The sequence below is a fragment of the Actinomyces bouchesdurhonensis genome (assembly GCF_963540955.1).
In the GTDB taxonomy this organism is placed as follows: domain Bacteria; phylum Actinomycetota; class Actinomycetes; order Actinomycetales; family Actinomycetaceae; genus Pauljensenia; species Pauljensenia bouchesdurhonensis.
In genome coordinates this window covers 1-24,157 of record NZ_CAUTSL010000024.1, presented here as the reverse complement: position 1 = coordinate 24,157, position 24,157 = coordinate 1, and the positions used below count along the sequence as shown (strand labels likewise).

General features: G+C 64.9%; 29 protein-coding genes and 2 pseudogenes. All 31 read right to left on the bottom strand.

Annotated features, from left to right (window positions below; all coding sequences use genetic code 11):
* Positions 1 to 100: 100 nt before the first annotated feature.
* Positions 101 to 1,057, bottom strand: coding sequence for a phage tail protein (locus RYL44_RS05690; protein WP_314975362.1), 957 nt, complete (start codon positions 1,055 to 1,057; stop codon positions 101 to 103).
* Positions 1,050 to 2,123, bottom strand: a complete 1,074-nt coding sequence (locus RYL44_RS05685; RefSeq protein ID WP_314975361.1) for a hypothetical protein — start codon at positions 2,121 to 2,123, stop codon at positions 1,050 to 1,052. Before RYL44_RS05685 ends, RYL44_RS05690 begins: the two co-directional genes overlap by 8 nt.
* 34 nt (positions 2,124 to 2,157) lie before the next feature.
* Complete coding sequence (locus RYL44_RS05680) at positions 2,158 to 4,467, bottom strand: hypothetical protein (RefSeq protein WP_314975360.1); 2,310 nt, start codon at positions 4,465 to 4,467, stop codon at positions 2,158 to 2,160.
* Between the two features lie 18 nt (positions 4,468 to 4,485).
* Positions 4,486 to 7,662 carry a tape measure protein gene (locus RYL44_RS05675; protein ID WP_314975359.1) on the bottom strand — a complete coding sequence of 1,059 codons (3,177 nt, stop codon included), beginning with the start codon at positions 7,660 to 7,662 and terminating at the stop codon, positions 4,486 to 4,488.
* 13 nt (positions 7,663 to 7,675) lie between these two features.
* Positions 7,676 to 7,972, bottom strand: coding sequence for a DUF5361 domain-containing protein (locus RYL44_RS05670; RefSeq protein ID WP_314975358.1), 297 nt, complete (start codon positions 7,970 to 7,972; stop codon positions 7,676 to 7,678).
* A gap of 80 nt (positions 7,973 to 8,052) precedes the next feature.
* The gene (locus RYL44_RS05665; RefSeq protein WP_314975357.1) at positions 8,053 to 8,553 is read right to left on the bottom strand and encodes a hypothetical protein; all 501 of its coding nucleotides are present in this window, start codon (positions 8,551 to 8,553) and stop codon (positions 8,053 to 8,055) included.
* 142 nt (positions 8,554 to 8,695) lie between these two features.
* Positions 8,696 to 9,280 (bottom strand): phage tail tube protein, encoded by a 585-nt coding sequence (locus RYL44_RS05660; protein WP_314975356.1) that lies wholly within the window; start codon positions 9,278 to 9,280, stop codon positions 8,696 to 8,698.
* 26 nt (positions 9,281 to 9,306) lie between these two features.
* Positions 9,307 to 9,657 (bottom strand): hypothetical protein, encoded by a 351-nt coding sequence (locus RYL44_RS05655; RefSeq protein ID WP_314975355.1) that lies wholly within the window; start codon positions 9,655 to 9,657, stop codon positions 9,307 to 9,309.
* Entirely contained in the window at positions 9,654 to 9,878 is a 225-nt protein-coding gene (locus tag RYL44_RS05650) for a hypothetical protein (protein ID WP_314975354.1), read from the bottom strand. Before RYL44_RS05650 ends, RYL44_RS05655 begins: the two co-directional genes overlap by 4 nt.
* A 5-nt stretch (positions 9,879 to 9,883) precedes the next feature.
* Positions 9,884 to 10,219 (bottom strand): hypothetical protein, encoded by a 336-nt coding sequence (locus RYL44_RS05645; protein WP_314975353.1) that lies wholly within the window; start codon positions 10,217 to 10,219, stop codon positions 9,884 to 9,886.
* Positions 10,216 to 10,641 carry a Gp19/Gp15/Gp42 family protein gene (locus tag RYL44_RS05640; protein WP_314975352.1) on the bottom strand — a complete coding sequence of 142 codons (426 nt, stop codon included), beginning with the start codon at positions 10,639 to 10,641 and terminating at the stop codon, positions 10,216 to 10,218. Before RYL44_RS05640 ends, RYL44_RS05645 begins: the two co-directional genes overlap by 4 nt.
* Before the next feature lie 17 nt (positions 10,642 to 10,658).
* The gene (locus RYL44_RS05635; protein WP_314975351.1) at positions 10,659 to 10,895 is read right to left on the bottom strand and encodes a hypothetical protein; all 237 of its coding nucleotides are present in this window, start codon (positions 10,893 to 10,895) and stop codon (positions 10,659 to 10,661) included.
* Positions 10,896 to 10,900: 5 nt separating this feature from the next.
* Complete coding sequence (locus RYL44_RS05630; protein WP_314975350.1) at positions 10,901 to 11,863, bottom strand: SU10 major capsid protein; 963 nt, start codon at positions 11,861 to 11,863, stop codon at positions 10,901 to 10,903.
* A 34-nt stretch (positions 11,864 to 11,897) separates the two neighbouring features.
* The gene (locus RYL44_RS05625; RefSeq protein WP_314975349.1) at positions 11,898 to 12,494 is read right to left on the bottom strand and encodes a hypothetical protein; all 597 of its coding nucleotides are present in this window, start codon (positions 12,492 to 12,494) and stop codon (positions 11,898 to 11,900) included.
* 109 nt (positions 12,495 to 12,603) lie between these two features.
* Entirely contained in the window at positions 12,604 to 12,879 is a 276-nt protein-coding gene (locus RYL44_RS05620; protein ID WP_314975348.1) for a hypothetical protein, read from the bottom strand.
* 7 nt (positions 12,880 to 12,886) lie between these two features.
* Positions 12,887 to 14,086, bottom strand: a complete 1,200-nt coding sequence (locus tag RYL44_RS05615) for a VG15 protein (protein ID WP_314975347.1) — start codon at positions 14,084 to 14,086, stop codon at positions 12,887 to 12,889.
* Positions 14,087 to 14,104: 18 nt separating this feature from the next.
* Positions 14,105 to 15,550, bottom strand: a complete 1,446-nt coding sequence (locus tag RYL44_RS05610) for a phage portal protein (RefSeq protein WP_314975346.1) — start codon at positions 15,548 to 15,550, stop codon at positions 14,105 to 14,107.
* Positions 15,547 to 17,067, bottom strand: coding sequence for a hypothetical protein (locus RYL44_RS05605; RefSeq protein WP_314975345.1), 1,521 nt, complete (start codon positions 17,065 to 17,067; stop codon positions 15,547 to 15,549). The genes RYL44_RS05610 and RYL44_RS05605 overlap by 4 nt, the downstream gene beginning before the upstream one ends.
* On the bottom strand, positions 17,003 to 17,281 hold the full coding sequence (locus tag RYL44_RS05600; protein ID WP_314975344.1) for a hypothetical protein: 279 nt from the start codon (positions 17,279 to 17,281) through the stop codon (positions 17,003 to 17,005). Before RYL44_RS05600 ends, RYL44_RS05605 begins: the two co-directional genes overlap by 65 nt.
* Before the next feature lie 242 nt (positions 17,282 to 17,523).
* On the bottom strand, positions 17,524 to 17,820 hold the full coding sequence (locus RYL44_RS10210) for an HNH endonuclease (protein ID WP_390883797.1): 297 nt from the start codon (positions 17,818 to 17,820) through the stop codon (positions 17,524 to 17,526).
* Between the two features lie 263 nt (positions 17,821 to 18,083).
* Positions 18,084 to 18,818, bottom strand: a complete 735-nt coding sequence (locus tag RYL44_RS05595; protein ID WP_314975343.1) for a hypothetical protein — start codon at positions 18,816 to 18,818, stop codon at positions 18,084 to 18,086.
* Between the two features lie 60 nt (positions 18,819 to 18,878).
* Complete coding sequence (locus RYL44_RS05590; RefSeq protein WP_314975342.1) at positions 18,879 to 20,012, bottom strand: HNH endonuclease; 1,134 nt, start codon at positions 20,010 to 20,012, stop codon at positions 18,879 to 18,881.
* A 244-nt stretch (positions 20,013 to 20,256) separates the two neighbouring features.
* Positions 20,257 to 20,652: pseudogene (locus RYL44_RS05585) on the bottom strand (single-stranded DNA-binding protein); the annotation flags it as partial.
* Positions 20,653 to 21,081: 429 nt separating this feature from the next.
* Positions 21,082 to 21,507: a hypothetical protein gene (locus RYL44_RS05580; RefSeq protein ID WP_314975340.1), complete on the bottom strand. Its 426-nt coding sequence runs from the start codon at positions 21,505 to 21,507 to the stop codon at positions 21,082 to 21,084.
* 174 nt (positions 21,508 to 21,681) lie between these two features.
* Positions 21,682 to 21,798: pseudogene (locus RYL44_RS10205) on the bottom strand (DNA cytosine methyltransferase); the annotation flags it as partial.
* Complete coding sequence (locus RYL44_RS10200; RefSeq protein ID WP_390883796.1) at positions 21,767 to 22,243, bottom strand: DNA cytosine methyltransferase; 477 nt, start codon at positions 22,241 to 22,243, stop codon at positions 21,767 to 21,769. The gene RYL44_RS10200 and the pseudogene RYL44_RS10205, both read right to left, overlap by 32 nt.
* Entirely contained in the window at positions 22,240 to 22,629 is a 390-nt protein-coding gene (locus tag RYL44_RS05575; protein ID WP_314975339.1) for a DUF4326 domain-containing protein, read from the bottom strand. Before RYL44_RS05575 ends, RYL44_RS10200 begins: the two co-directional genes overlap by 4 nt.
* Positions 22,626 to 22,865: a hypothetical protein gene (locus tag RYL44_RS05570; RefSeq protein WP_314975338.1), complete on the bottom strand. Its 240-nt coding sequence runs from the start codon at positions 22,863 to 22,865 to the stop codon at positions 22,626 to 22,628. Before RYL44_RS05570 ends, RYL44_RS05575 begins: the two co-directional genes overlap by 4 nt.
* A complete protein-coding gene (locus tag RYL44_RS05565; protein ID WP_314975337.1) occupies positions 22,862 to 23,410 on the bottom strand; it encodes a hypothetical protein in 549 nt (182 codons plus the stop codon). Before RYL44_RS05565 ends, RYL44_RS05570 begins: the two co-directional genes overlap by 4 nt.
* Before the next feature lie 220 nt (positions 23,411 to 23,630).
* Positions 23,631 to 23,960 (bottom strand): hypothetical protein, encoded by a 330-nt coding sequence (locus RYL44_RS05560; protein WP_314975336.1) that lies wholly within the window; start codon positions 23,958 to 23,960, stop codon positions 23,631 to 23,633.
* The coding region (locus RYL44_RS05555) for an LPXTG cell wall anchor domain-containing protein (protein ID WP_314975335.1) at positions 23,957 to 24,157 on the bottom strand (201 nt) is incomplete at its 5' end. The genes RYL44_RS05560 and RYL44_RS05555, both read right to left, overlap by 4 nt.

Here is a 24,157-nt window from a genome sequence, read left to right as displayed (position 1 = left end):
GAAGATCGGGTGCCATGATCAGTCCTTTCATGGGTGTAGGAAGCCCCGGCCACCTGGTGTGGTGGTCGGGGCATGAAGTGGCAGGCCGGAGAGCGGCCTGTCAGGTCTTGATGATGAAATTCATCGCGACGTAGGGCGGCATGATGTTGAACGGCTGCGACTGCCCTTCAACTTTGGCGACAGCCCTGTCGAGGTATCCCGCGCCAAATGAGGAGATGCCGGGCCACCCGCCACCGCCCGCGAAATTGGTCTGGTAGATGCCGGCACCGCCGCCCCACTGGGTAGACTCGCCGCCGATCTGGTGCTGGTGCCTCGGCATCTCAGCCGTCGTCATCGTGTGTTTCTCTTCGCCGCCCTGCTCGCCAGCAGGATGCGCCGACGATGCACCGAGCACGAATCGGCCGCGAAGGTCGGGCACGCGGAAGCGAAAGGCGTTGCCGAACACCCGCGCCAGGTCCGGGTAGGTGCGACGGTCGTACTCCTTCCCGTCACAGAGGAGCCAGCCGGTCGGCGCGGATGCCCCGGCGAAGGCCGCGATTACACCGGCCGGCGTCACAACCGTGATCGCCTCGCCCGGGTCACCCTTCGGGCCTCGCGGGCCTGTCTCGCCCGGGTCACCCTTCGGGCCGGGCGGGCCGGCCGGGCCGCGCTCGCCCTGGTCGCCCTTCGGGCCCTGGTCGCCCTTCGGGCCCTGCGGGCCTGTCCCCCCGCCGCCACCTGGCACGATAACGACACGGCCGGCATCATCCATTTTCGCCAGGTCCAGGTAACGGTCCCGATACGTCCTCGTCGAGGCGAGTGCCTGCATCGTGCCCTGATGAATCTGGACGAGGACTCGGTCCCCCGGATATGCCTTCCGGGTGAGTAGGCGATCTGACACAGCCATGATCCCATCATTGTCGTCTGATCCGCGGCGCCAGAGGTCTGCGTCGAAGCGCACATTGATGTACCCCTGCTTCGAATTCCGCACACACGTCGCCCACTGGTACGTTGGCTGTGCGTCGAGCTGCCGCCGCATGTCGGCGATGACACCAGTGAGATATTCGAGCTCAGACACCCTGTACCTCCTTAATTGTGGTTGTGACGAGCGCAGTCGGAGAGAGCGGGATCTTCATCTCCTGCACCGTGCCGCGCATGCGCAGCCCCTGCGAGACGAACTCGACGACGTCGCCCGGCCGGATGTTGATCGGCAGGTGCTCAATGACGAGCGACGCGGCCGGCATTGACTTCTCCTCGAGGAGTCTCTGCGCAATCTTGTCAATTGCATCCTGCGAGGTGGCTTTGACCCCAGTCTCCACGTGCGTGATCTCTCCCCGGTTGACGGTTGAGAGCGGATCGCTCGGGCTGGAGTTCCTTGCTACCCCAACGACGGCCGGCGTCGGTCCCGCGCCGTACACATCCTGCCCACGCTGCGTGTCGTCTGACCCTGGTGTCCCCACGCAGACGACAACGTTCGGCACGGAGAATACATCGCGGTCGATCGTCCACTCAGCAGAGTGAATCGCCGCGTCCCCCTCACGAAAAACGAATGACACCGGCCGTCGCGACGGCCGGATGTACGGCCCTCCCGTGATGACGCCGTAGGGGTCCGGTGTGAGCGCACCCCAGCCGACGACACGTGCACAATCGTTGAGCATTGTCAGGACATTAGTGCCGACGTCATACGCGATAGCCTCGTTGATTATCTTCGGATCCTCGTCAAGCGCCCAGTTTCCGAACTGTGTAAAGCCCATCCGCAGATTCTTCGCCTTTGCTGCGTATCGCTTAATCAAGCTCCACTTGCCAGTCGTCAAGTGGTCGTTCTCGACTTGCTCGATACGATCCGTAGATATGCGATCCAGGTACGCGAGCGTCGACAGGAGCTCGACGTCACGGGTCACACGATGCTCACTGACTGAGCGTGTCGGCGACGACATCACGAAAGTCGCCACCGGCCAGCCCGGCATGCCGACCGGCACGTAATCGACGCGCGAATGCACGTTGAACCAGTCGACGTTCTGCGAGGTCTCCGTGAGGCTCAGCTGCCCCGACGCTCGCAGACGCGACGTCGCCGACAGTGTCACCGACCCAGACTCGACACCATCGAGCAGGCCAATGTCCTGGCCGTCCGGCGTCGTGAGCATCACCCGATAATCCGCCTGCCGAGCAGGCGATGCCTCACCCACGATTCACCTCCGTCAGCTTCGCCGAGACCGTCCAGATACCGCCGACCTCGCGGCCGACCTGGACGTCTGACAGTGACCCGTACAAGACGCGGCCGAGCGGGTCACGGTACATGAAGGGCGCGGGCATGTACGCCAGATCCTCAAGCGCCTGGCGCTCGCGCGCCGACGAGTCCAGCAGCGCCGCAGAGACCTGCACGACCCGCTGACGCTGTGTCCCCGACAGTTCGACACCCAGCGTCCGGCCCGCGAAGTACTTGACCTCACGGTTCACGAGACCGAGCTGCGACCCCGTCACCGGGTTCCACGCCAGACGCACCGACCGCGAGAAGCCCAGGCCGGCCGAAATCCACACCGCCTGCGAATCCGCGAGCGCGTCGATGATCGTCACGGACGATGAGGGCATTGCCGACGTCGCGGTCACCCTGTACTTGGTCGTGCCGTTGGTGAGGCACTCCCTGTCCTTGTACATGGTCGAGGGCGGGAGTTTGTCGGCGACAATGGTCCAGGTTGAGCCGCCGTCGATTGATCGCTCGAGGCGCGTCTCGACGGTCGGCGGCTGCTTGCTGCCGGCTGGGACCTCTGGTGAGGCAATCGAGATGAGCATGTCTCCCTCCTCCTCTTCCCAGGAGGCTGTCACAATCGGCTCTGGCGGTGTCGGATACTCGACCTTGTACCGCCGTTGCACGGTGGTCGCGAGGCCATACCCGTCAGTGAGCGTCACGCGGACGACGTATTCTGCGCGATTCTCGAGGCGCGCCTTGAATCGCAGCGGTGCACGCGAGAACGTCGGCTCGGCGCCCAGCGCGGTCGCGGTGCCCTTGATCTGCTCGATGGCCTGCATGTTCGATGAGAGCAGCTCGCAGAGCACGGTCGAGATCGTCGTCGACGACCCCTTCACGTGCGACACCGTGAGTGCCCCGTCGAACGCGGAGCGGTCGAGCGTGAGCGAGTCTGGCGCGAGCGCGACGACTGGCGCATACGTGACCGTTGTCCTCCTTGTCGGGGACCAGTCCGAGTACTCGCGGTACTGGCCTTTCGTCCTGATCTGGTAGTCGATGACGCCGGCCGGCAGATCGATCGTCTTTGTCTGAGCAGACCCCGTGACGGAGACGCTCTGCCAGGGTCCGGAGTCGCCGGCACGGTGCCCGTTCGCGGTCTCCGTGTACACGGTTGCGTACCGGATGTCGGCGGCTTCCTGCCAGGTCTCATCGAGCGAGTTGTGTGCCCACGTGAACGTTACGGCTCCGACCGGAGCATATGTGCCAGGCCCGGACACGGCCGGTATGCCTGGCTTCTGCAGCACCTGGATCGTGTTCGACGGGTCCGAGCGCTCGGATTCCAAATCGTCGGTCCTGAGAATCGCGCGGTACGTGTGCGGAACCTGCAGGTCGGCAGTCTCGTGCACCCAGCCGTCCGCGTCGGCGCGCACTTCTCCGACCTTCTTATCGCCATCCCAGATTTCGACAGTTGCGTCCTGTGGATACGCGAACGTTGTTTTCCAGGTGACGCGGATCTGGCCGCGTTCATTCTTCGAGGCTGTCAGCTCCGAGACCGGAGCCGGATCCGTCGACACGCCGTTCGACTGAGGCGACGGCGGGCCGGGAACGAAGTCCGAGACGTCCCGGATGCGCGTCGGGATGATCGGCGACGCAGACACGCGGTACCAGAATCGGTCGTTCGCGTACACGGCCTTGCCATCGGCCAGCCTGAAAACTGGCGCCGTTACGCCCTCGGCGTTCACCCAGGCCACTACGTGCCACTGGCGTGGGAGCCAGGGCCCCGAGTAATTGTCCGAATACGCATCCCAGCGTTCGATCACGTATGAGCGGATCGGCGATGAGGCGTCGGCTGGCTTCGCGGCCGGCCACTCCAGCAGGACCGAGCGCCCGTCTTCAAACAGCGACGCCTTGCAGTACGACGGTGCTGACGGCGGCTTCGCCGGGCGCGCAGGCAGCGTGAGCCACGCCTGCATTGACGGGTGGCCACCATTCCAGATCGGCCCGAGCGAATAGCCGACACCAATCGAGCGTTCCTGATTTGGCAGCAGATCCTCACGCCAGTGGGACGTGCCCATGTCCTTGTACACGGTGGCGCCAGTCGGCGACGAGAAAGACACCGTCTCCGAGCCGACCCCGACGTTGCCCCACCAGTCGGTTTTCGCCGAGAAATTATGCCCGTACCCATCAGAGCGCAGCCAGAACTGCGCGTACACCTCGACGTACCCCTGGTGAGGATCGCCGGTGTACCACATCTCGACTCCGACCGACATGTAGCCTGACGACGCTGACCACTGAATCGCCACGCGTTTCTCCCTTGCTCCTTAGAATCCGATGCGCTCACGCAGCGCAGAACGCGAGGCGGGCGCGAGCCCGTCAGACACGACGCCCCCGGCCTCGACGCGCATCCGCCCGATCAGCTGATCGTCCGAGTCACGCACGACCAGGTACTGAGGCCCGGTCGCCTGGATGCGCGCCAGGCCAGCCGCGCCACCAAGACCTGCAGTGACCGACAGTGCCCCGGCCTCAAGGCCGTTTAGCTGTTCCTGCCCGTCCGCGACTGCGTCTCTGATCGCGGCCTCGAACAGCGGCGCGCGCTGCGCCGCGCCCTCAGCCAGGGCCTCGACAATCGAGCGACCCGAGTAGAGCGTCCATCCGTGACCAGAGAACGGCCCCTTCTTCGCGGGCGAGAACGGCAGGTACTGGCGTACTTTTCCGAGCACGTCCGACACGGCGCCGGTCAGCGATCCGACCATCGACTTCACGCCGTCGATGAGCCCCTGAATGATTTTCTTGCCTGATTGGGCCATCTGCCCCGGCACCGCCGCGAGGGCCTTCTGGATCTGCTGCGGGATATCCCAGAAGATGTTCTTCAGTTGCGGCAGCGTCTGCGTGATGCCGTCGATGAGCCCCGTCAGAATCTGCGCGCCGGCTGTCAGAATCAGCGGAAGATTCTGGACGAGGACCGTGACGATCGTCGTGATGATCTGCGGCAGCATCGCGATCAGCTGCGGGATCGCCTGCACAAGGCCGTTGATGACGCCGATCAGGAGCTGCACGCCGGCACTGATGATCAGCGGCAGATTCGTTATCAACGTCGTGACGATCGTGTTGATGATCTGCGGCAGCATATCGATCAGCTGCGGGAGCGCTTCGAGGATGCCATTGATCAGCGTCGTCAGCAGCTGAATGCCGGCCTCGATGATCAGCGGCAGATTCTCAACGATCGTCGTGACGACAGTTGTGAGGATCTGCGGCAGCATCTCGATCAGGGCTGGGAGCGCCGTCTGCAGACCACTGATCAGCGCTTGCAGTACCTGGACCCCCGCCTCGATCAGCTGCGGCAGCGCCTGCACGAGCGTCGTGACGATCGTCGTGACGATCTGCGGGAGCGCTGCCGCCAGCGTCGGGATCGCCTGCACCAGCCCGTTGATCAGGCCCGTTAGCAGGCCCGCGCCAGCCTGAATCAGCTGCGGGATACCCTGTGAGATTGCGTCGAGCAGGGACGTGATGATGCCAGGCAGCGCTTCGAGAAGCGCCGGGATCGCCGCCGTCAGACCGGCCGTCAGCCCGTTGATCAAGGTAACGCCCGCGCTGATGAGCTGCGGCAGCATTCCGACCAGGCCCTGCACGAGTGCCACGATCATTTGCGCGGCAGCGGGGATCAGCTGAGGAAGCCACGACGCGAAAGCGCCTACGAATGACTCGACGATCTGGCCTGCCATGTCGAGCAGGACCGGCAGCGCGGTTGAAAGACCCGTCATCAGCGTCTTGATTGCCTCGGCGCCCGAGGCAATCAGCTGCGGCGCATTCGACACCAGCTGCGCCCCATACTCCGAGACCTTGCTCACCACATCCGAGAGCATCGTCTGAATCTGCGTCGTCAGCTCGCCCCCCGACGCCTGCACCAGCGCACCGATTCCAGCTACCGCCGCCGCAATAAGCCCGCCGAAGGCCAACACCTTACCGAAGCGCGCCGGATTCAAGAACATTCCGACCTGCCCGATCAGGCCCTCGACCGCTGAGCCAATCGGGCTCGCCGCTCCCGCCAGCGCCTGCCCCATCTTCGGGCCGACTCCACGCATCGCCTCTACAGCTGGACCGAGGGCCTTGCCTGCGCCTTCCTTGACGACACCGCCGACACCCGAGAGCTTCTCCCCGAGCGAGCCGAAAGCAGGCCCGATGTGTTTGTCTCCGGCCTCGCGGATCACGCGGCCAACGCCGGCGATCTTCTCGCCGATCGCCGCAGACGCATTCGACGCCGCCTCGCCCGCACCAGACTTCAGCGCACTGCCGAGGCTCGCCGCGTGCTTCCCGACTGATTCGACGGCCGGCGCGAATACCTTGCCCGCTCCCTCCTTCACCGCACCACCAAGACCCGAGAACTTCTCCACGAGAGCAGACGGCGATGGAAGCGCATCAAACGCACCGATAATCAGCGATGGATCCGCGAGTAACATGCCAGCGCCCGCGAGCGCGGCGAAGCCTCCAGTTGCCTGTCCGAGGGCTTTTGCGATGTCCTCGAGGGTGAGTTCGCCGTCCTTCATGGCGTCGGCGAAGGGGCGGAGCTTGCCTGCGAAGATGTCGACGTACTTGCCGGCACTGTCGAAGGCCGGGCCTACCTGCTCGCCGACCGCGTTAATGATGTCAGTCAGCGGTTCCTTGACCTTGTCGAGGGAGGCGACGAGGCCCTTCTCGACGGCGGCTTCTAGGTTGCCCCACGCGCCCTCGAACGTCGATGCGGACTTCGCTGCCTGTTCCGCGACGTCCGTGAAACCGAGGTCCATGAGCGCCTGATTGAATTCCTCGGCCGTGATCTGGCCTTCGCTCATAGCATCGCGGAAGTTGCCCGTGAACGCCGCGTTGTTCTTGAGGGCTTCCTGGAGCTTGCCCGACGCGCCTGGAATGGCTGCTGCGATCTGGTTCCAGTCTTGTGTTGTGAGCTTGCCGGCGCCGTTGATCTGCACGAGGGCAAGCGCGACCTGCTTGAAAGTCTCCTTGGTGCCGCCCGCGATGGCGTTGACGTTGCCGGCCGCCTCGGCCATCTTGTCGAAGTCCTTGACCCCGTTCGCGGCGAGCTGCGCCGTCACCGACTGGATGTCTGACAGGTCGTAGACCGTCTGGTCCGCGTATGACTGGGCGGCGTCGGTCAGCTGCTTTATTCGCGATGGGTCGACGCCCGCGAATTCTAGCGTCTTCTTGAACTTGTCGGTGGCGTCGGACGCGGCGATTGCAACGGGGATCTGCGCCGTGAGTGCGGCCGTGACTCCGCCGACCGCTGCGGCGACGCCACCGAGGCCGAGTTTACCGATTGAGGAGAGTGCACCGCCGATGTGCGTCGAGAGCGACTGCCCGATCTTCGAGCCCCAGGACTCTGTCGCGCCCGTGAGTGCTGACGTGACGTCGCCCGATCCGAACTCAGACGCGATCTGTTTCTTGAGGCCCCTGAACGACGGTACGACGTCGATCCAGGCTGTGCCCAGGGATGCGCCTTCGGCCATGCCCTCTCCTTATCTAGTTGTCAACTGCCACTCGGGCGGCGCCTAGCTGCTGGTCGATCCAGTCCGTGTCGGGCATGGTCTCGATCTCGACGCGCGTGCCCGGGCGCGGGATCGGCGGCGGCATGCCCCGCCCCTTCTGCGCGTTCGTGGTCTTTGCCCACTGGAGCCAGCGCAGCGAGTCTGCCTGAATCGCAGCGAGATGCGTGTCGAGCGACCTCCACTGCCACTCTTGGTCGATGGCGCGCAGCGTCCAGGACTCCGTCTGCTTGATGACGACGGACGCGAGGCGCGCGGCCTGCCGTGCTGGCATCTGGCGCGGGGCGCGCCCGAAGAACCGGATGAAGTCGGCCTCCAGCTCATCGGGCGCGCGCGTCAGGATCGCGGCGAGGGTCAGGCTTTTGGGGCCAGCTCGCTCATGATCTGCACGAGCACCTCAGTCGCGGCTGTCGCCGTGACGCGGCCTCGCCCATCCCGGATGCTGTTGAGCAGCGCATTCGCCTGCTCGCCCGCGACCGCGCGGAAAACTGTCGGCAGTGCGAGGATGTCGCCGCGCTGAATCTCCGCGAGCGACTCGAGCAGCTCGAAGTCATCGAAAATCGTCGGGTCAACCGTGAGCGGCACGTCCGCGACCGTGATCGTGCGCATACTCAGCGGAACGGTGTCGACCGGGCCGTGAGGAGCCTCATGCTGCTCCTGCGGCACGGGGGCCGACATGTTGATGTCGCCTGCCCCGCATGCCTGCTCGTATCGTCCGCGAGCCTCGTTCACGGCCTCAATCGACCCGCCAGCCGGACGAGCAGTAGCGTATCCGCCCTGCTCGCGAGGGCCACCGTGCCACTCGATCTCAACGTCATCGCGGTTGCCGGGCACCATCTGGTTGTAAAAAGTCATCGCGCTCAACCTTTCTAAGTCTGTGAATATGTGTCGCGCCTACATGGGGTGGGATGGAAGAGGGGCGGGGCGCGACCCCGCCTGCGCCCCGGGAATGTGGTCAGGCGGGCTCCGCCCCTCTTCCACGAATGTGTGCCGCCGATCAGGCAGGCAGCGCGCTGGCCTTCGCGATGTACTCGCGGGCGCAGTCGCCCTCGACCTTCGCGGACGGATACGCGGCGATCGTCACCTCGTACCCCACAGCCTCGCCGTCCTTGTACACGGTGGAGCCGCGCTCGGTGATCTGGCCCTCGGGGATCACGATCCGCTTGACGAGGCCACCCGTGAGGAGCACCTCGAACACGAACACGCGTCGGGGCAGAATCTTGGAGTTATGACGCACGCTGATCGGCTTGTCCGTGCCGCCCTGCTGCGTCACGTTCTCCTGCCCGAACACCTCACGCAGGACGTCAGGATCGAGCGCCTGCAGGAGCTTCGTCTTGAACGTCTCCTTGTACCCGGTCTGCTGCGTGAGGACGACGTCGCCACCAAACGCCTTCATGTCGCTGGACTCGGTCTCGATGGGATTCTCGAAGCCATCCTCCGAGAGGTAGCCCAGCTTCACGAACGCAGTGTTGAGCGCGGTCGTCGCATCAGCGGGGAGCGGTGTGCCCAGCGGAGCGGCGAAAAACGCTCCGCCCTTCTGCGGCTTAGCCGCAGTAACAAGCGCAGAATTATGATCTGCCATATGAATCTCCTGTCAAGAGTAAAGATTCAGGTGAGCGCCAGGGAGGCGCTCACCGTCAGTTGAAAACGCGGAACCCGGGCATCCGGGTCCGGGAAGGCATACACCGAACGAACGTCGGAGTACGCGACGATTGGGTCGAGCTGCCAGGCGAGGACCGCGTCAGCGACCTCATCAGCAAGCGCAGACGCTTCAACCTCGGTCGGCGCCCAGGTTTGGACTGCGAACATCGGGGAGTCCCACAGGTGCGTGCGCTGCCCTCCCGTGCGGTCGACCGTGATGAACTTCTTGGGTCGATCCTTCGGCACCCGGTTCGACACCGGCACGCCCGGAAACTTCCGCTTCAAGTAGGCGATCAGCGCGGCGGTCGACGACGTCATACACGCCCCGCATTCAGCGCCTTCAAGAGCGTGTTATGCCTGGCATTGTCGCGGCGTGCCTTGAACGTCGCAGCCTTGACGACGCCGTGCGGCCTCGTCTTGCCCTGCTGCACAGACGCCTCGAAGCCTTTGCCCGCCGCCGTCGCGATCCGCTCTGCAGCGGACTCAATCATCGGCGTTGACAAAGCCCGGAGGGCGTCATTTTCGATCTTGATCCTCACAGCCGTCACCCCTCCACCAGCCTTGCCTGCACAGGCCGATTCCACACACCAGGCGTCGAATCCTTGGAATATGGCTGCGGGTTGCCGATCACTTCCCACCATCGCCCTCGCCAGCCGATCAGACAGCCTTTCACGCTCCCGACATAGGTCTTAGGGAAATGGAAAGTCATGACCGTCGCGTCGCCGTCTGGTCGCTCCGCCCCCAAATCCTGCGACGAGGACGGAGCGACCAATACGTTATTCAGCGTCTGCGCACTGCCGTATTCGGCCCGCTCATTGCCGAACTCGTCGACGGAGCCCGACCGCCTGACCCGCAGGCTGATGCGCTCTCCGAAGATCATGAGCGCACCCCAATCGTCCGCACCGACGCGAATCGAGTCAGACGAATCCCGAGCCGACGCCTGTGCACACGCGTGAAGCTCATCGACCCCACCGGCGCGCTAAACGTCGAGGACTGAGAATACGGGCCACCCGTGACCGTCGACTGCGTCGCCCCGTATGCGAAGCCATCCGCCTGCTGACGGATCGCATACCGCACCATGTCACACACAACATCCTCATACGAGTCACGCCGGATCGACCCGTCCGCGAGCGCGGATGCGAGGTCGATCCCGTCTGCGGCGAGCTCGTCGCGGACGATGCGCACCGCTCGGGGGAGGGCCGCTTCAACTGCTTGCTGGCCGACTTGGGATTCCTCGGAGGCGCCGTAGCGGATACGGAAGGCTCCCATTGTGACTTCGAGCGGGTCGGCTGCTGGTGCCATGCTCAGCCTCCTAGCTGCTAGTCGGTGGGAGCGTCCTCCGCGTCAGCGGGCGCCTCGGGCGCCGGATCGGGCTGCGGGTCACCGGCCGCGCCGGTGATGCCGAAGTCGTCGCCGAGGACGTCGAGGATGATCTCGGCGTCAGCGGCCGGGACGGTCGCGATGCCGCCCTCGAACTGCACGTGCGGGCTGGTGATGAGCAGGGTCGGAATCGCGTCGCAGCGCAGCGTTACCATGTTGATCTTCTTCTTTGCCATGCTGATCAGCCTGCCGCCACCGTCAGGACGCCGTGCGCCTTCTCGTTACCGTACTTGAGGCCGATCTCGCCGTACAGCTGGACCTTCTCGGACGAGCCGGTCTTGGCGAGGGGCTCCGCGAAGAAGTGTCCCTTTCCGGGCACCTCGAGGAACGCTGGCGCGAGCTGCTCGAGGGAGACGACCGCGAGCTTCGTCGCAGGCATGTAGCGATTGAGCATGATGTTGAAAGACCCGAAGTCAGTCTCCAGCATCTTGAGGTTGACGCCGCCGACGTTGCGATCTTCCTGCTTGAAGCCGTCCTTGACGAACAGACGGGTGAGGGCACGCTTGAGCGTCGAGTTGACGATGATCGTGCGGGTCTCGGTCTCCTGGACGCCGCCGCCGTCCCAGACCTTCTGAATCAGGTCGAGGACGTCGTCTGCGGTCAGCTCGCTGGCCTTGTGCGTGGTCGTCGCGACGTTGGTCGTGATGGCCTGCAGCAGGCCACGAGTCTTACGCGGCTGCGCGTTCGTGGTCGGCTTCGCGAACATTCCGGTGATGAACGTCTTTTCGACGTCACGGGCAATCTGCTTGATCTGCGCCTGCAGCTGCTCGGCGAGCTCGTCAGCGGGCAGCGTGGTCGAACCCAGCTGCACAGCCGTGCCGGACGGGCCGTACTGGCGACGTGCGCCCATCTTCGTGTACGAAACAGACACAGCTTCCTGGTGGATTTCCAGGACGTTCTCAACGTTGGTGCGAGTACGGGTCTCGAAAGCCGTCGCGTCCGCGCCCTCGACGCGCTGACGATTGTCGGCGGCGTCACGCAGGTCCGTGACCTGCCAGCCGAAAGTCGTCGACTCGACGGATTCGCCGCCAGTCAGACCACCAATCGAGGACAGCAGCGGCGTGTCCTCCGGGGACGCGGCGATCATCTCGCCGACGTAATTCGGACAATTGTACGTGGTTGCCATCTCGGTAATACCGGGCATACGGAATCTCCTGTCAAGAGAAGGGGAATGAATGTCAGTTGGTGTTGTCGGTGGTCAGGCCCGCGAGCTTGACCGCCTTGAGACGCGCCGACAGCTTGAAATCGCCAGCGCTCTGAGCCGCCGCAATCTGCTCATCAAGAGACAGAGACGACGCGCGAGGCGGGAAAACACCAGCACCCGAATCCGCGAGCGCGGGCACGGCCGGGGTGGCCGTGGTGCCTCGCCAGTCGGCGAGTCGCTGCGCGATCTGCTTAATCTCGTCCTCTGTGTCGCCGTGGATGAGGTCGGCGGGGACGCCGTACTCGGAGGCGGCGGCGGCGATCAGCTTTGCTCGGTGCGCCTGCGCTTCGAGGGCTGCGACCTGAGAGCGCAGTTCCTCGATGGTGGTGTCCTTGCCGTTGATCGCTTCCGTGAGCGCTTCGAGCTGCTTGTGGTCAGCCTTCGCGCGGCGCTCCCACGTGCGGGCGTGGGCCTTCCAGTCCTCGGCCGCGTCGTCCTGCTTGGCCTCCTGCGAGGTCTCTGCGGTGTCGGCGGGCGCGGTGTCCTGGACGGCCGCATCAGCGGCGGCGGGGGAGGTTTCGGTCGGTGCCTGCGCGCCGTCCGTGGCCTCCTGATCGGTGGTGTTTTCCATTGGTTTACCTTCCTTTGCGGAGAGCGTGGTTCCCGATGCCTTTGCGGAATTGGGCATAACAAAACCCCGCACCGCGTTCGGTACGGGGGAGATTGGTGATGGTGTTGGGTTAAGCTGCTGGGGCCTCGGTGGTGGAGATGCCCTCGCGTAGTTCTGCGAGTTCTTCATCAAAGAACCCCGCTGCTTTCTCGTTGATCGCTGCGAGCCGCTCAATCCATGTGGCCGTGACGGCTCCGTATTTGACGAGCGATGAGACTGCGCCGTCGACGTCGGGGCCGTCGCATTCAAGCATCATGCGCAGAAAATCCACCTCGGTACGGGCACCCAGTGCGTCAAGCTCTGTGATAGCGTCACGTACAAACTGCTCTACGGCGTTAACCTCCATATGCGCATTATAGACGCTTTCCAAGTGGAGTGATAGTTTTTATGCGACGTCCCTTCGCATCATTTCTATATGCGACGCGAATCTCTACCCCATTGACTTGACCAGTGGCAGACGCGAGGTCGACGTCCTCTAGGACGCCCTTCTCTCGCAGCAATTGAGCGCCCGCCTGCACGATGTCGTCTGCAGTCCAATCCGGCGGAAATTCGGTTCTCCCGAATCTCCACCCATAGCCCGCCAGGTGTCCTCCTGAGCCTTCGAACCCATAAAGGGTGTGACGCCACTCCCTCGCACGAAGCGGGGGAAATTCCTCTGGCCACGACTTTGGCGCTTGTGTCATCTCCCGAGGCGGGATTCTGTGCGCGGATCCCGGTGTGAACCCACGCTCCCGACGAACCGTGCGGGCACTGACCCGGTCCTGGTCGATCACATGACGTTGAAGAGTGCCGTCGTTGGAGACCCGTTTTGGAGTGCGCCCGTCTGTGAGCTGGTCTGGGAACAGCTCTCGCATACGCGCGGTGATCTTCTTGATGTCGTCTGTGCGCGTGCCTTCATCAGCGAGGTCATCGACCGCCTGCTGGTACATTCGTTCGTACTGTGTGTGATCGTAGCCCTTGATGCGGGGCTTCTTCGACCATGACGGGACGATCTGGCAGTCGCACTTGAAGTGTGAGCGCTTGAACTGCGCGGTTTCCTCGCTCTTATAGACGAAACCCCGAGAGGCCCAGAGCATGCACCAGGCGCACGTCTCCGCTCCGGTCGGCACTCGAGCGTATCGGGGCTTGTTCGGATCACGCTCGGCCGCGTGCTGCGTGGTCGCGCGGCCGGCGTCAGAGATCAGCTTGCGGGCGCCGTCAGTGAGCCTCGCGAGCACTCTCGCTCGTCCTGTACCCTCGCGCAGATCCCGGATCGCCGCCCCGACGATCTTCGCCGCTTCGTTCTCATCGACGAGACCGGCCGGCATCACGGGGGAGTACGCCTTCGCGACGCCCTCGGCCTCGCGCTGCTTCTCGTACCACTCGAGCGCCGCCGACGACGCGACCTCAGCTGATTCCTCAACGAGGCGCGGATACAGCTGATACAGAGCGTCCTCAAGCGTCCCGAGATCATCGATAGGCAGGCGCTTCCACAGCGCCCGCATCCGGCGCTCAGCAACATCGCCCGCGCGGTTCTGCGTCCGCGCGAGCTGCTGCACGTCGTGGATATGCACGCCGCCTCCTCACGATCTCTACTTCTCTTCGGTCGCAGCAGGCGCGTCTGCGGCATCGGCATCAGCCGCGGACAGTCGATCAAGGAGACCGGACGCTTCCGCGCGGCGCTTGTCCGACATCAGGCGCGCGATCTGCGAGCCCGAATAGCCGAGCTCTTCGAGGACGACCGGGGACTCAGCAAGCCACGGCAGCGCGCTGATTTGCTTCACGATCGCGTCAGACTGGGAGACAATCGACGGGTGCGCGGGGTCGCCCCAGCGCGTCGCCAGAGACCGCAGCTCCGGCGTCATCTCATCAAGCCCGTCACGCATCATCACCGCGTGCGCATAAACGCGAGTCAGGGCCGCGTCGAACACGCGCTGCGCGTTCTTTGCCTTGATGACTAGCTCTTCCTTCGCCGCATACAGAGCCTCCGCCGAGGACGGATTGTCCTGAATGACGCCGAGCGACGAGACCGGCAGCGACGACACGCCCGACAGCTCGGTCGCGAGCGCACGCATCTGCTCCGTGAACGGCTGTGAGGACTGCTGGGGGAGTACCGTGACCTTCGGCCCGTCCGGCTCTTCACCGGACGAGATCGTCTTGATTGTGCCGAGCTTCCAGTCCCAGGAACGCAGATCACTGATCAAATCAGGGTCAACGCCCGACAGTAGGATGCCCGGTGCTGTGAAAAGCTCCGTCGCTAGCTCTTCACGCAGCACCGTGCGCATCGCGCGCTGGGTGATGCTCATGACGTCGCGGGAGATACGCGAGCGCCCGAGCGGACGGTCGAGCGAGGGCTCGAAGGGCAGGGCCTCCATCATGGGCGCGCCCAAGCCGTGCAGCTCGGCGTGGACGATCCGCCAGGCCGACGCTGCATTCAGCTCGACGACATACGTCGAGTCGACCGTGTACAGGGTGAAGCGTGTCGGCCGTCCGCCATCGTCGATGTCGTCGATCGTCAGGCCGTAGGACAGGCGACGTCGCACGCGGTCCCAGAGGCCCGCAGCCCAGTCCGCCGAGTGGCCCTGAATGATCACTGTCGGCTCTCCTGCCGCCTCGACGCCTTTGCGCAGCGTCAGGAAAGCGACCGAGTGCGTGAGAGATGAGGGGATGGTCTGCGCGATTTCCAGCTCGAAGCCGGTTTCCGCGAGCAGGTCATCGATCTCGAAGGGATTATCGCTGCCCGTCGATGAGGTGACTCCGTCCCAGATCAGCAGGTCCGACAGGCCGAAAACGACCTTGCGGGGCCATCCGATGACCGCGCCGAGCTGGTCGACCATCTCGTCAGGGACGGAGATGTCGAGGTTGTCGGGGCGGACGACGCCGTCGAGGTACGCCTGCCGCAGCCGGTTTCTGGGCTGCTTGGTTCGCCAGAGCTCGACGAGCTGCGCGAGCGCCGTCTGCTCTGCGGGTGTCAGCCCCGGCACGGCCGGAGCAGAGAACATCACCGGGGTCGCGAGCATGAACTTTTTGGCGCTCACAGGGCCCTCGCTTTCTTGCCCGGCCGGCGCCGGGTCGTCTTAGCCGCCAGAACAGCCGCGCTCACGGCCTCCAGCGGAGTCTCATCTCCATCGGGGATACTGGCTTCCCACCCCCACGCGCCGTCGCGGGCGCGAATCTTCCTATCGCACACGGCCACCGCCGAGTTAAGCGCATCCTCCGGGTCACCGGCCGGGTGCGTGATGCGCCCGTCGCGCAGGCCCTCGAAGAACAGCGAGCACGACTCCAGGTACTCCCTGGTCGTCATGATGTGCACGATCCGAGCGGGCACGCCGCGGACCTGCAGAGCGTCCGCGAGCGCCGACGCGCCGGAGCCGCCGACGAGGTTGATTTGCGCGGTCCGGTCTTTGCGGGCGGCGAGCCAGTCGGCGACGGCCTTCACGCCGTCGCCCGTCGATCCGGTGAACGTGTCGATTGCGTTGACGTGGAAGCGCACGTCGGGGCCGGCGCCGGTTTTCAGCGCGCCCGCGAGCGCCTGCCGCTTGCCGTCCGCGCTGAAAGCAACGGCGAAGGACCGGATACCGTCTGCCGGCGCGTCTGCCGTGGTGGCATCCCAGGTGGTCGGGTCGATCGCCCGAGATGCGCCAGCGTTCGCCGGCCACATCCCGAGGCGCTCGCGCGCGAATCCCTCATCCGAGAGCGTCTTGCGCTCAAGCTCGATAAATGCACGCTTCATCCTGCCCGCCAGCAGCGCGGGGTTCGTGGCTTCCCAGGTCTTGACGTCGTCCATGCGCAGCGGCTTGTCCGGGTCGGCCGACCATTCATGCCAGCACATCGCGCCGGGATGCTCAGACAGCGCCTGATCGCGGATACGCTCGAACACCTGGCCGTTGGCGTTCGGCCCGGGCGGCGTGCCCGTGTACAGAACCTGCGAGTTGCCGAGGTGACCGGCCGAGCCGGTCGAGGTGATCGCTTCGAGCGCGTCCTCGGTTAGTTCCTGCGCCTCGTCGAGGACGATCAGGTCAGCGGTGAAGCCACGGCCCGAGGACTTCGAGCGAGCGATCACGCGAAGCGATCCGCCGTGCCAGCCGCGCGACGGATCGTTCTTGAGAATGATCGCTTCCTGCCCGTTGACGTTGCGGACCTGCTCGACCATCGCGTTGAGCTCAGGGTATCGAGCGGCCTCGTCATCGGCCTTCTTCCCGAAAAACTCCTTGAACCTGCGGTAGTGCGCCTGAGCTGACTTGACCTCGTGCGCCGAGTGAATCACCGTTTCGCCGAGCAGGACCATGCCGAAGAGCTCACGCATTTCGAGCAGCGCGTTCTTGCCGTTCTGGCGGGGGACGGATAGGCCGGCGACGGGGTGCTTCCACTCGTCTTTCGCTGAGGCTGCGAGCCAGTCGTCAAGGACGAGCTGCTGCCACGCGTCGGGTATCAGCCCGAAGGTCGAGGCGAATTCTCCTGCCAGTTCCCCGAAGGACTTGGCGCGGCGCTCAACGGCGACCCTTAGCCTGGGAGCCTGCTCGATGCTTCGCCAATCGCTTCTGGAAGTCGACAACCTGGCCCCCCTCTCCCTTCACCGACTCGGGAACAGCGGCACCCGAGGTCCCTGAAATCTCGGAAATCAGCGCGCGAGCCTCACGGATCAGGGGCGCGCGCTTGTCGAACTCGGCGTACTCGAGGGACGCCAGGGTCAGATCGAGCAACTTCTTCCTGGCGTCCAGCTCATCGAACGCATCCGCTTTCTTTGTGCTGGTCTTCTTCTTCGCCACCCCAACCACCCCCCCCCGAAAACGCCAAAAACCAACGAAAAACGCCTACCGCGAGCGCCAGACCCCCACCAGACACCCCCAGCGGGCGCGTGTCAAACGAACACAGCCGGTCAGCGTTTTTCCAGCCCGTCCCGCCTGAAAGCGGGGGGGTATGGCGCTATACCGCTGTGGGAGTGAGCGCCCGGGGAGGGAGGGGGAGGTGCCCCTATTTGCGTTGAAATTACGCCACAAACAGGACGGCTTCACCAATCAACGTCAACCGAAGCAGGCCGAACGACCCGCTTCGGAACACTCACGCGATCACCGCGCGACTGATTACAGCGACGACACAGCACTCGACCGTTCTCGAGAACGTTCTTCCCGCCCCAACGATGAGGAAGGATGTGATCAGGCTCCGCCGACGCCGGCGTCAACGTGCGCACGTAATCGAGCACGACACCGCAGGACGGACAGTGCGTGATGCCAGCTGCGCGGCCGGCCGCGAGCACTCGCGTGCGCCAGTGCTTGTACTGGCTCGTGCCCGTCCGGGAGGACACCATGCGCGCCACCCCCTCGCCGCAAACTCGAATGGCCCCCCACTTACGCGGAAGGCCACACTAGAAATATACACCGTTGCACTAGCTTCGCAAGACCGGCCCCCTGGGCGTTTCACACCACCCCCCGGGGGTGGTTTCGGACGCCCCCCTGGTACAGAACACCCCCCCAGGGGTGTTTGCAAGCACCCCCGGGGGTGGTCGCAAAGCCCCTCCGGGCATGGAACCACCCCCGGGTACTCGCAGCACTGCCCCGGGGGAGGCTCCTGTCAGGACGCGAGTGCGACGATGTCGGCAACCCTGTAGGTGCGGTGCCCGACCTCCGGCGAGACCGGCCGCAGCTTCCGCCGCTGACACCACGACCGCACGGTCGCGTCCTTGATCGGCTTGCCGACGATCAGCTCGGCGACCCTGGTCGCGCGCGGACGCGGCAGCTCAAGTCGCTTCGCCTCGGCCATCATGAGGACTACGGCCGTGCGGCAGTCCACCTTCTGCCAGCACTCACGACACTTCACCTCGTCGGCGCCCTCCCGCGCGAGCAGGTCAGCGCCACAGCGCGGGCACTTGCCGACGAACATGAGCCGCGCGTGGGCTGGGGCCGCGAGACGCTCGAGGCGCTTGATCGAGTACAGGACTTCGTCGGCGCACTGCGCCGCCAGCGGCCACCGTCGAACGCGGTCCTCGTGCGCTGCGAACAGCTGCGCGACCATCCTCCAATCCCGGGCAGGCACACTGTATCTCGGCCCCATGACGAGACGGATCAGCTCATCACCCCACGTCTGCAATGCCGAGGCCATCTCATCGACCTCAAGCATCAGCGCCAGACGCAGCGGCGGCGAGGAGGCCGAATGCCCCGTCGACCCGCCACCCTCCGGCACCGACTTCCGAGACGCTATGTACGCCAGATCAGCCATGAGGCCCGGCAGGGACTGAGTCGCAACCCTCAGACGCGCTGCCCCGCCCCGCGACAGATACTCACCCGGCATCAGTGGCTCTCCCGTCACCGGGCACACCTCACCAGTCCTCAGCATCTGAGCACCTCCCCGAGGTCAATACTTCCTGAGTCATCTCCTGCTTCTTCTCCTTCGCTTTCGCTTCTTCGAGCCTGCAGCAGGTAAGGCGGTTGCCTGCCCGACCTGCTCCCTGCCCGTCTCCTGTTCCCTACTGCCTACCCGGACTCCCGACCCGTACCCGTACCCGTACCCGGGGATACACGAGTCCAGAGGCCCAGACGAATCGAGTCCGACGCCAGTCGGGATGAATCCGCGCTCTCGCTTGTAGCCGGTTTCGGGTGTGGTGCCCGTGCGGGCAGCGCCGGGGTCACCGATGCCGGACTCGACAGCGAGCTGATCAGACTCACCGGAATCCGCGCAGGTCGGGATACCCACGGTCGCGCCGCCAGGCGCGCTCACAGTCACGGAGGCGTCCGCACAGCCCGAGGTCACACCCGTCGTAGGTGCGCCCGAGGCCGGGTCGCCATCCGCCGCGTGCGCGCTCGCACGCTCACCTCTCTCTCCACCAGCTGCCGCGCAGGACGCGGCCTCCGCGCCGCGCAGCATGCCCGCACGTTCGAGCATGCCGCGCGTGAACGTCCCATACCGGGGCCGCTCGGGCGCGGGCAGCAGCTCGTGAGACTGATCCCACGAGCCTGTAGGGTCGTCCGCTCGGGACGAATTACACCGCGTACACGCCACGACGAGCGTGTCCACAGTGCCAGCCTCCCCGGGCGTTAAGTGATCAAGCGTCCCCTTGCGGGCAGATGTCTTGCCAGGCCAATACACCTCGACACCGCACCAGCGGCACTGGTCGCCGTCGCGGGCGATCACAGCCTGACGCAGCGCCTGGTCCGAGTTGTCGCGCTGACGTTGGCGGCTCCACTCGACGTCGGCGCGCGATCGGATATGCACGAAATCCGGGTCTTCGACAAGCTTCGGCTTCTTCCCTTTCGGAGTGTCCGCCCACTCGATGAGGCCCGTATCGAGCGCGATCTGCAGAACGTCAGGATTCCCACCCGCATACGTGTAGACCACACCCATCTCGATGACGCTGTCAGTCAGGTGAGCCGCCGAGTACGCGGCACACCTCATGATGAACCCGAACAGCTCGTTCACAGTGCGGGCGTCCGCCTTCGGGTGTGACGCTGCTTCCATCAGCCGCGGATACATGTCCGCGTCGTCGCCCATCTTTACCCACGCCATCAGCACACCTCCTTCTTCTCGTTCGCTTGCTGTTCTTGCTCACCCCAACCGTCCTCCGGGAACAGATACCTGGGCCGGAAACCCGGATAATTCCGCGTCATCCAGGCACGCTCCGTGTACCGCTGGTACTCCGCCTCACGCCGCAGGAAGCACGGCCGACAACGCGTGTGCCCCGCAGCGAGGACCTCGCCGCAGTCCGGGCAATACCTCTCGATCACGACGCCACCGCCCGCATGCGCGCCGCACCGCCAGAGCCCGGCGCGCTCGCGGCATGCGCCTGGACTCGGGTGACCTGCGCCCGTGCGCGACGCAGGGAGGGGCCGACCTCGTCGACCTGCAGCTCAACGACCGTGCGACGTTCACCCTGCTGGGTGTCGTACGAGCGCTGGGTGAGGCGACCCTGAACGATGACGCGCATGCCCTTACGCAGCGACTCGGCGACGTTCTCAGCGGTCTCGCGCCACACGGAGCAGCGCATGAAGAGGGTGTCGCCGTCGCGCCACTCACCGGCGTTACGGTCGTAGGTTCGGGGGGTGGAGGCCACCGTGAAATCGGCGACCGCGGCACCGGACTGCGTCCAACGCAGTTCGGGGTCAGCGGTCAGGTTACCGATGATTGTGATGACGGTATCTCCGCCCATTACTTCCTCCGTCTTCTCTCGATTCCTCCGTGTACACGCGAACGCGGACCTCATACATCGGTAGAAGACCGTTCGGCTTTTCCTGGGTTATGCGGTCTGCAACCACAACATGAGGACCGTCGAGGACGACGTCGTCTGGGCCATCTGCCACCAGCCGAGCCTCGGTCAGCCCATCTACGATCGCTGACGCCGACGGCGCCAGGTTGCTGCTGTTACGCCGACGCCTATCCGGGTACGCGAACTCGACCTCGACGCGAACTCGGCCTCGACAACCGAGCCGCGTAATTTTCCCGTTTTCGAATGCGATGAGCCTGCCCCAGCGACGCAGCCGCCGCACCCGTTCCTCACGCGGCAAACAGCATCCCCGCTCATTGTCAGTTACTAGAGAAGTCCTGTGCAGTCGTATCACCCGCGACTCCCACACGAGCATCATGCCGCCTCCTTAAGGGCGATCGCGGTGAGCTTGTAGATAGCTGCTGCGCCCTGTTGTGGGACGACGCCATTCCCGAGGAGCCGTAGCTGCTGCTCACGTGTCAGCCCGAGGTCCTCGCCGCTCACGTGGCCGTCCTCCAATCCCATGAGCCACTCGACGAAGCGAGTCGAGAGACGCGAGCGCCCCCCTCGCGCGTCGGCGGTACAGTCGGGCGACGGAGCCGGACGGCCGAGAACGCGCTCCCACCGGGCAATCGCTTGCCCGTAGACGCCGAAAATGCCGTCCTCCATACCTCTTGCCACCTCGTGCAAGTTCGCGCCGTAGCCGGCAGAGGACGCCGTTGCATTCGTTGCCTGCGGCGTCGGCAATAGCCCTCCGGTCGCCAGCAGGTTGTGTTCAACGATGATCGCTAAGTCGGTCACCCGCGAGCGCCCCGGCTTCTTCCGCAGGTGAGCTTCGGGAGAGTTGCCCGAGGGCTGCGCGACCGGCGTCGGAATCAGCGTGCGAGGTGCTCTATCTGGTCCGCGAGACTCACCGAGTGCCCCCCGGCCCGCCGCTTCTCCGGCGTCTGCGAGCCCCCGCAGCTGCCAAGGCTCGCCAGCGGGGTGGCTAGTAAGGAACAAACGCTCTCGCTGGTGAGGGGCTCCGACGTCGGAAGCCCTCGCAATACACCATTGCGAGTCATACCCGATTGAGGCCAGGTCTCCGACCACACGGCCGGCCGCCCGGAGAACAGGTCCATCTGCTCCGTCCCAGCAATCCCTGCTTTGACTCCACCAAACTGAACGCCCCACTTGTCAGCGCTCCTCTCACGTTTTCCCACACAACCAGACGCGGTCTCAGCGCCTTGATCGCCTCGAACATCGACTCCCAGAGGCCCGACCTCGTCCCCGAGGCCATGCCCGCGCGGCGCCCAGCGCTGCTCAGGTCCTGACAGGGAGACCCGCCGCATATGATGTCGACCGGCTCAACGCCCGACCAATCAACCTGCGTAATGTCCCCAAGGTTCGGCACGCCAGGCCAGCGCACCTCAGCAAGCCTGCACGGCCCCGGCTCAACATCACTCGTCCAAACGACCCGTGCATCCGGATCGAGCGCCATGCACGCGGCCATATCCAGACCGCCGTAGCCAGTGAATAGACTCCCGATAGTCGTCATCCTGCGGCCTCTTCTCGTTCCCACATGCGGTAATACGGGTTCTCGAACTCGCGCTCTCCGCGCGGGTTTGCGATCTCCAAGAGGGCATCTGCGTGACACGGCTGATCAGCTGGGCACCAGCACACGAGATCGAGGCCCCAGAGGTTCCGCGCCGCACATCCGGCGACGAACCGCCCCTCTGCCGTGTGCCTGATCCAATCACGGTACTTCTCGACAGCCTCCGAAGGAGACTCGACGATAAGGGCGCCGCCAAATTTAAGCTCAAACGGCGACCGCGCGACCCTAAACGGATTGCCGTAGAGGCTCCCTCGCCCCACGTATACCGCGTGAGCCGGCATCTTCCACCCGCGAGCGCTGCGGCGCTGGATTCTGATTGGGAGTCTCATCGCGTCTCCTCTGCCCAGATGCCGACCTCGGCGAGCTCAGCTGGCGTGTACCCGCGCTCGCGGGTGAACTGAACGATGAGGCCGACGCACGCTTTATGCGTGACGGCTTGAATCGATGCGTCGGTTTCGGCGTCGATAGTGACGGCTGCGTTCGCCCCCCGTGGTGCGAGGGCCCCTCGGCAGACGGGGCAGCGCCGCCACGCCGGGACACTGCGCACTGTCTGGACAGCAATCATTTCTTGCTCTCCTCTGCAGGCTCCACGGCCTCGCGCTCCGCGTCGATGAGCGCATCGACCGCTTCTGCGATCGAGCGCCGGATTATCCCCCTGTCCATTTCGAGCTTGCCGTACCTCAGCGCCAGGCTATCCGCGATGTCGGTGAGGTCCGCGGCTGCGTCCGCGATCGCGTCGCGCAGAGCCGACGTGCAGTCGAGCAGGTACACCATGTCGGGCACTGCAGACTGGTAGAAGGCGCTGACCGCCTGCGCACACGCATGCGCGTCTGCGCTGCTCACAGCACGTCCCATATTGTCGAGTTTGTCCCTGATTGCTGCGATTGATGTCGGCGCAGACCGGCGCTTCGCGATAGCGACGAGTTTGTCAACGGGGTCTCCCACCATGACCTGAATCTCGAGCGCCTCGGCGTCGTTGCCGGCGTATCTGTCGGCGATTTCCGCGGCTGCGTCGGCGAGTTCCGCGGCTGCGTCGGTGATCGCCGTCTGCAGCTCCTCGACGCGGTCGACGTCGTTACTCATGCCCTCGCGCTCGTTGATGACGGTCATCAGTGTTCCTTTCGATGGCGTGCCCCGCGCTCGTGTGACGCGGGCGTCGTGCCCGCCCGGGACTTGCACCCGGGGGTCTGCTGGTCGGGCTACGCGGTCTTGTGGCCTGGCCGCCTTGCTTTTCTAGGCGGCGGGTGGCTTCCCGTGACCGCGCTCAACGGGATACCGCTCAGTCACGCATTGCGATCCCAGCGGCGGCGAGCATCTTCCTGAGCGACCTTCATGATTCGTCCCCGATCGCTGCCGTGACCTCATCTGCTGCCTGCATTGCGTCGGTCATCAGCGTGGTTCCGCGGACGAGCGTCCCGGCGCTCTGCAGTCCCTGGTTGCTCTTCTCATCCGCGATCGCGCGCGTCAGGGCGTTGCCGACCTTGATGTACGAGTCCGCGAGCGCCCGTGGTCCTCGGTTGGTGGTTCCGCCGACTTCTGCTGTCTTGTCTGCGAGCAGTGCCTTGAGGGCTTCGCGGCCGGCGTGCTCTGCGAGCAGGACTGCTGCGATTGCAGCGTCGACCTGGTTAAGCTCGACGGTGATCGTGTTCTCGAACCTCACAGCTCCGTCTCCTTCTTGTTAGCTGGACCTTCGAGGAGGCGGAGGACCAACAGGCCAACTCCCGCGCCGCCCATGATTGCGCCGATCATCAGGAGCAGCCCGTTGGCGGTTGCTCCGGTCTTGGCGAGGCGTGTCTGAGGTTCGGGCGCCGGGGTGGTCGGCGTCGGCTCGGGCGCCGGGGTGGTCGGCGTCGGCTC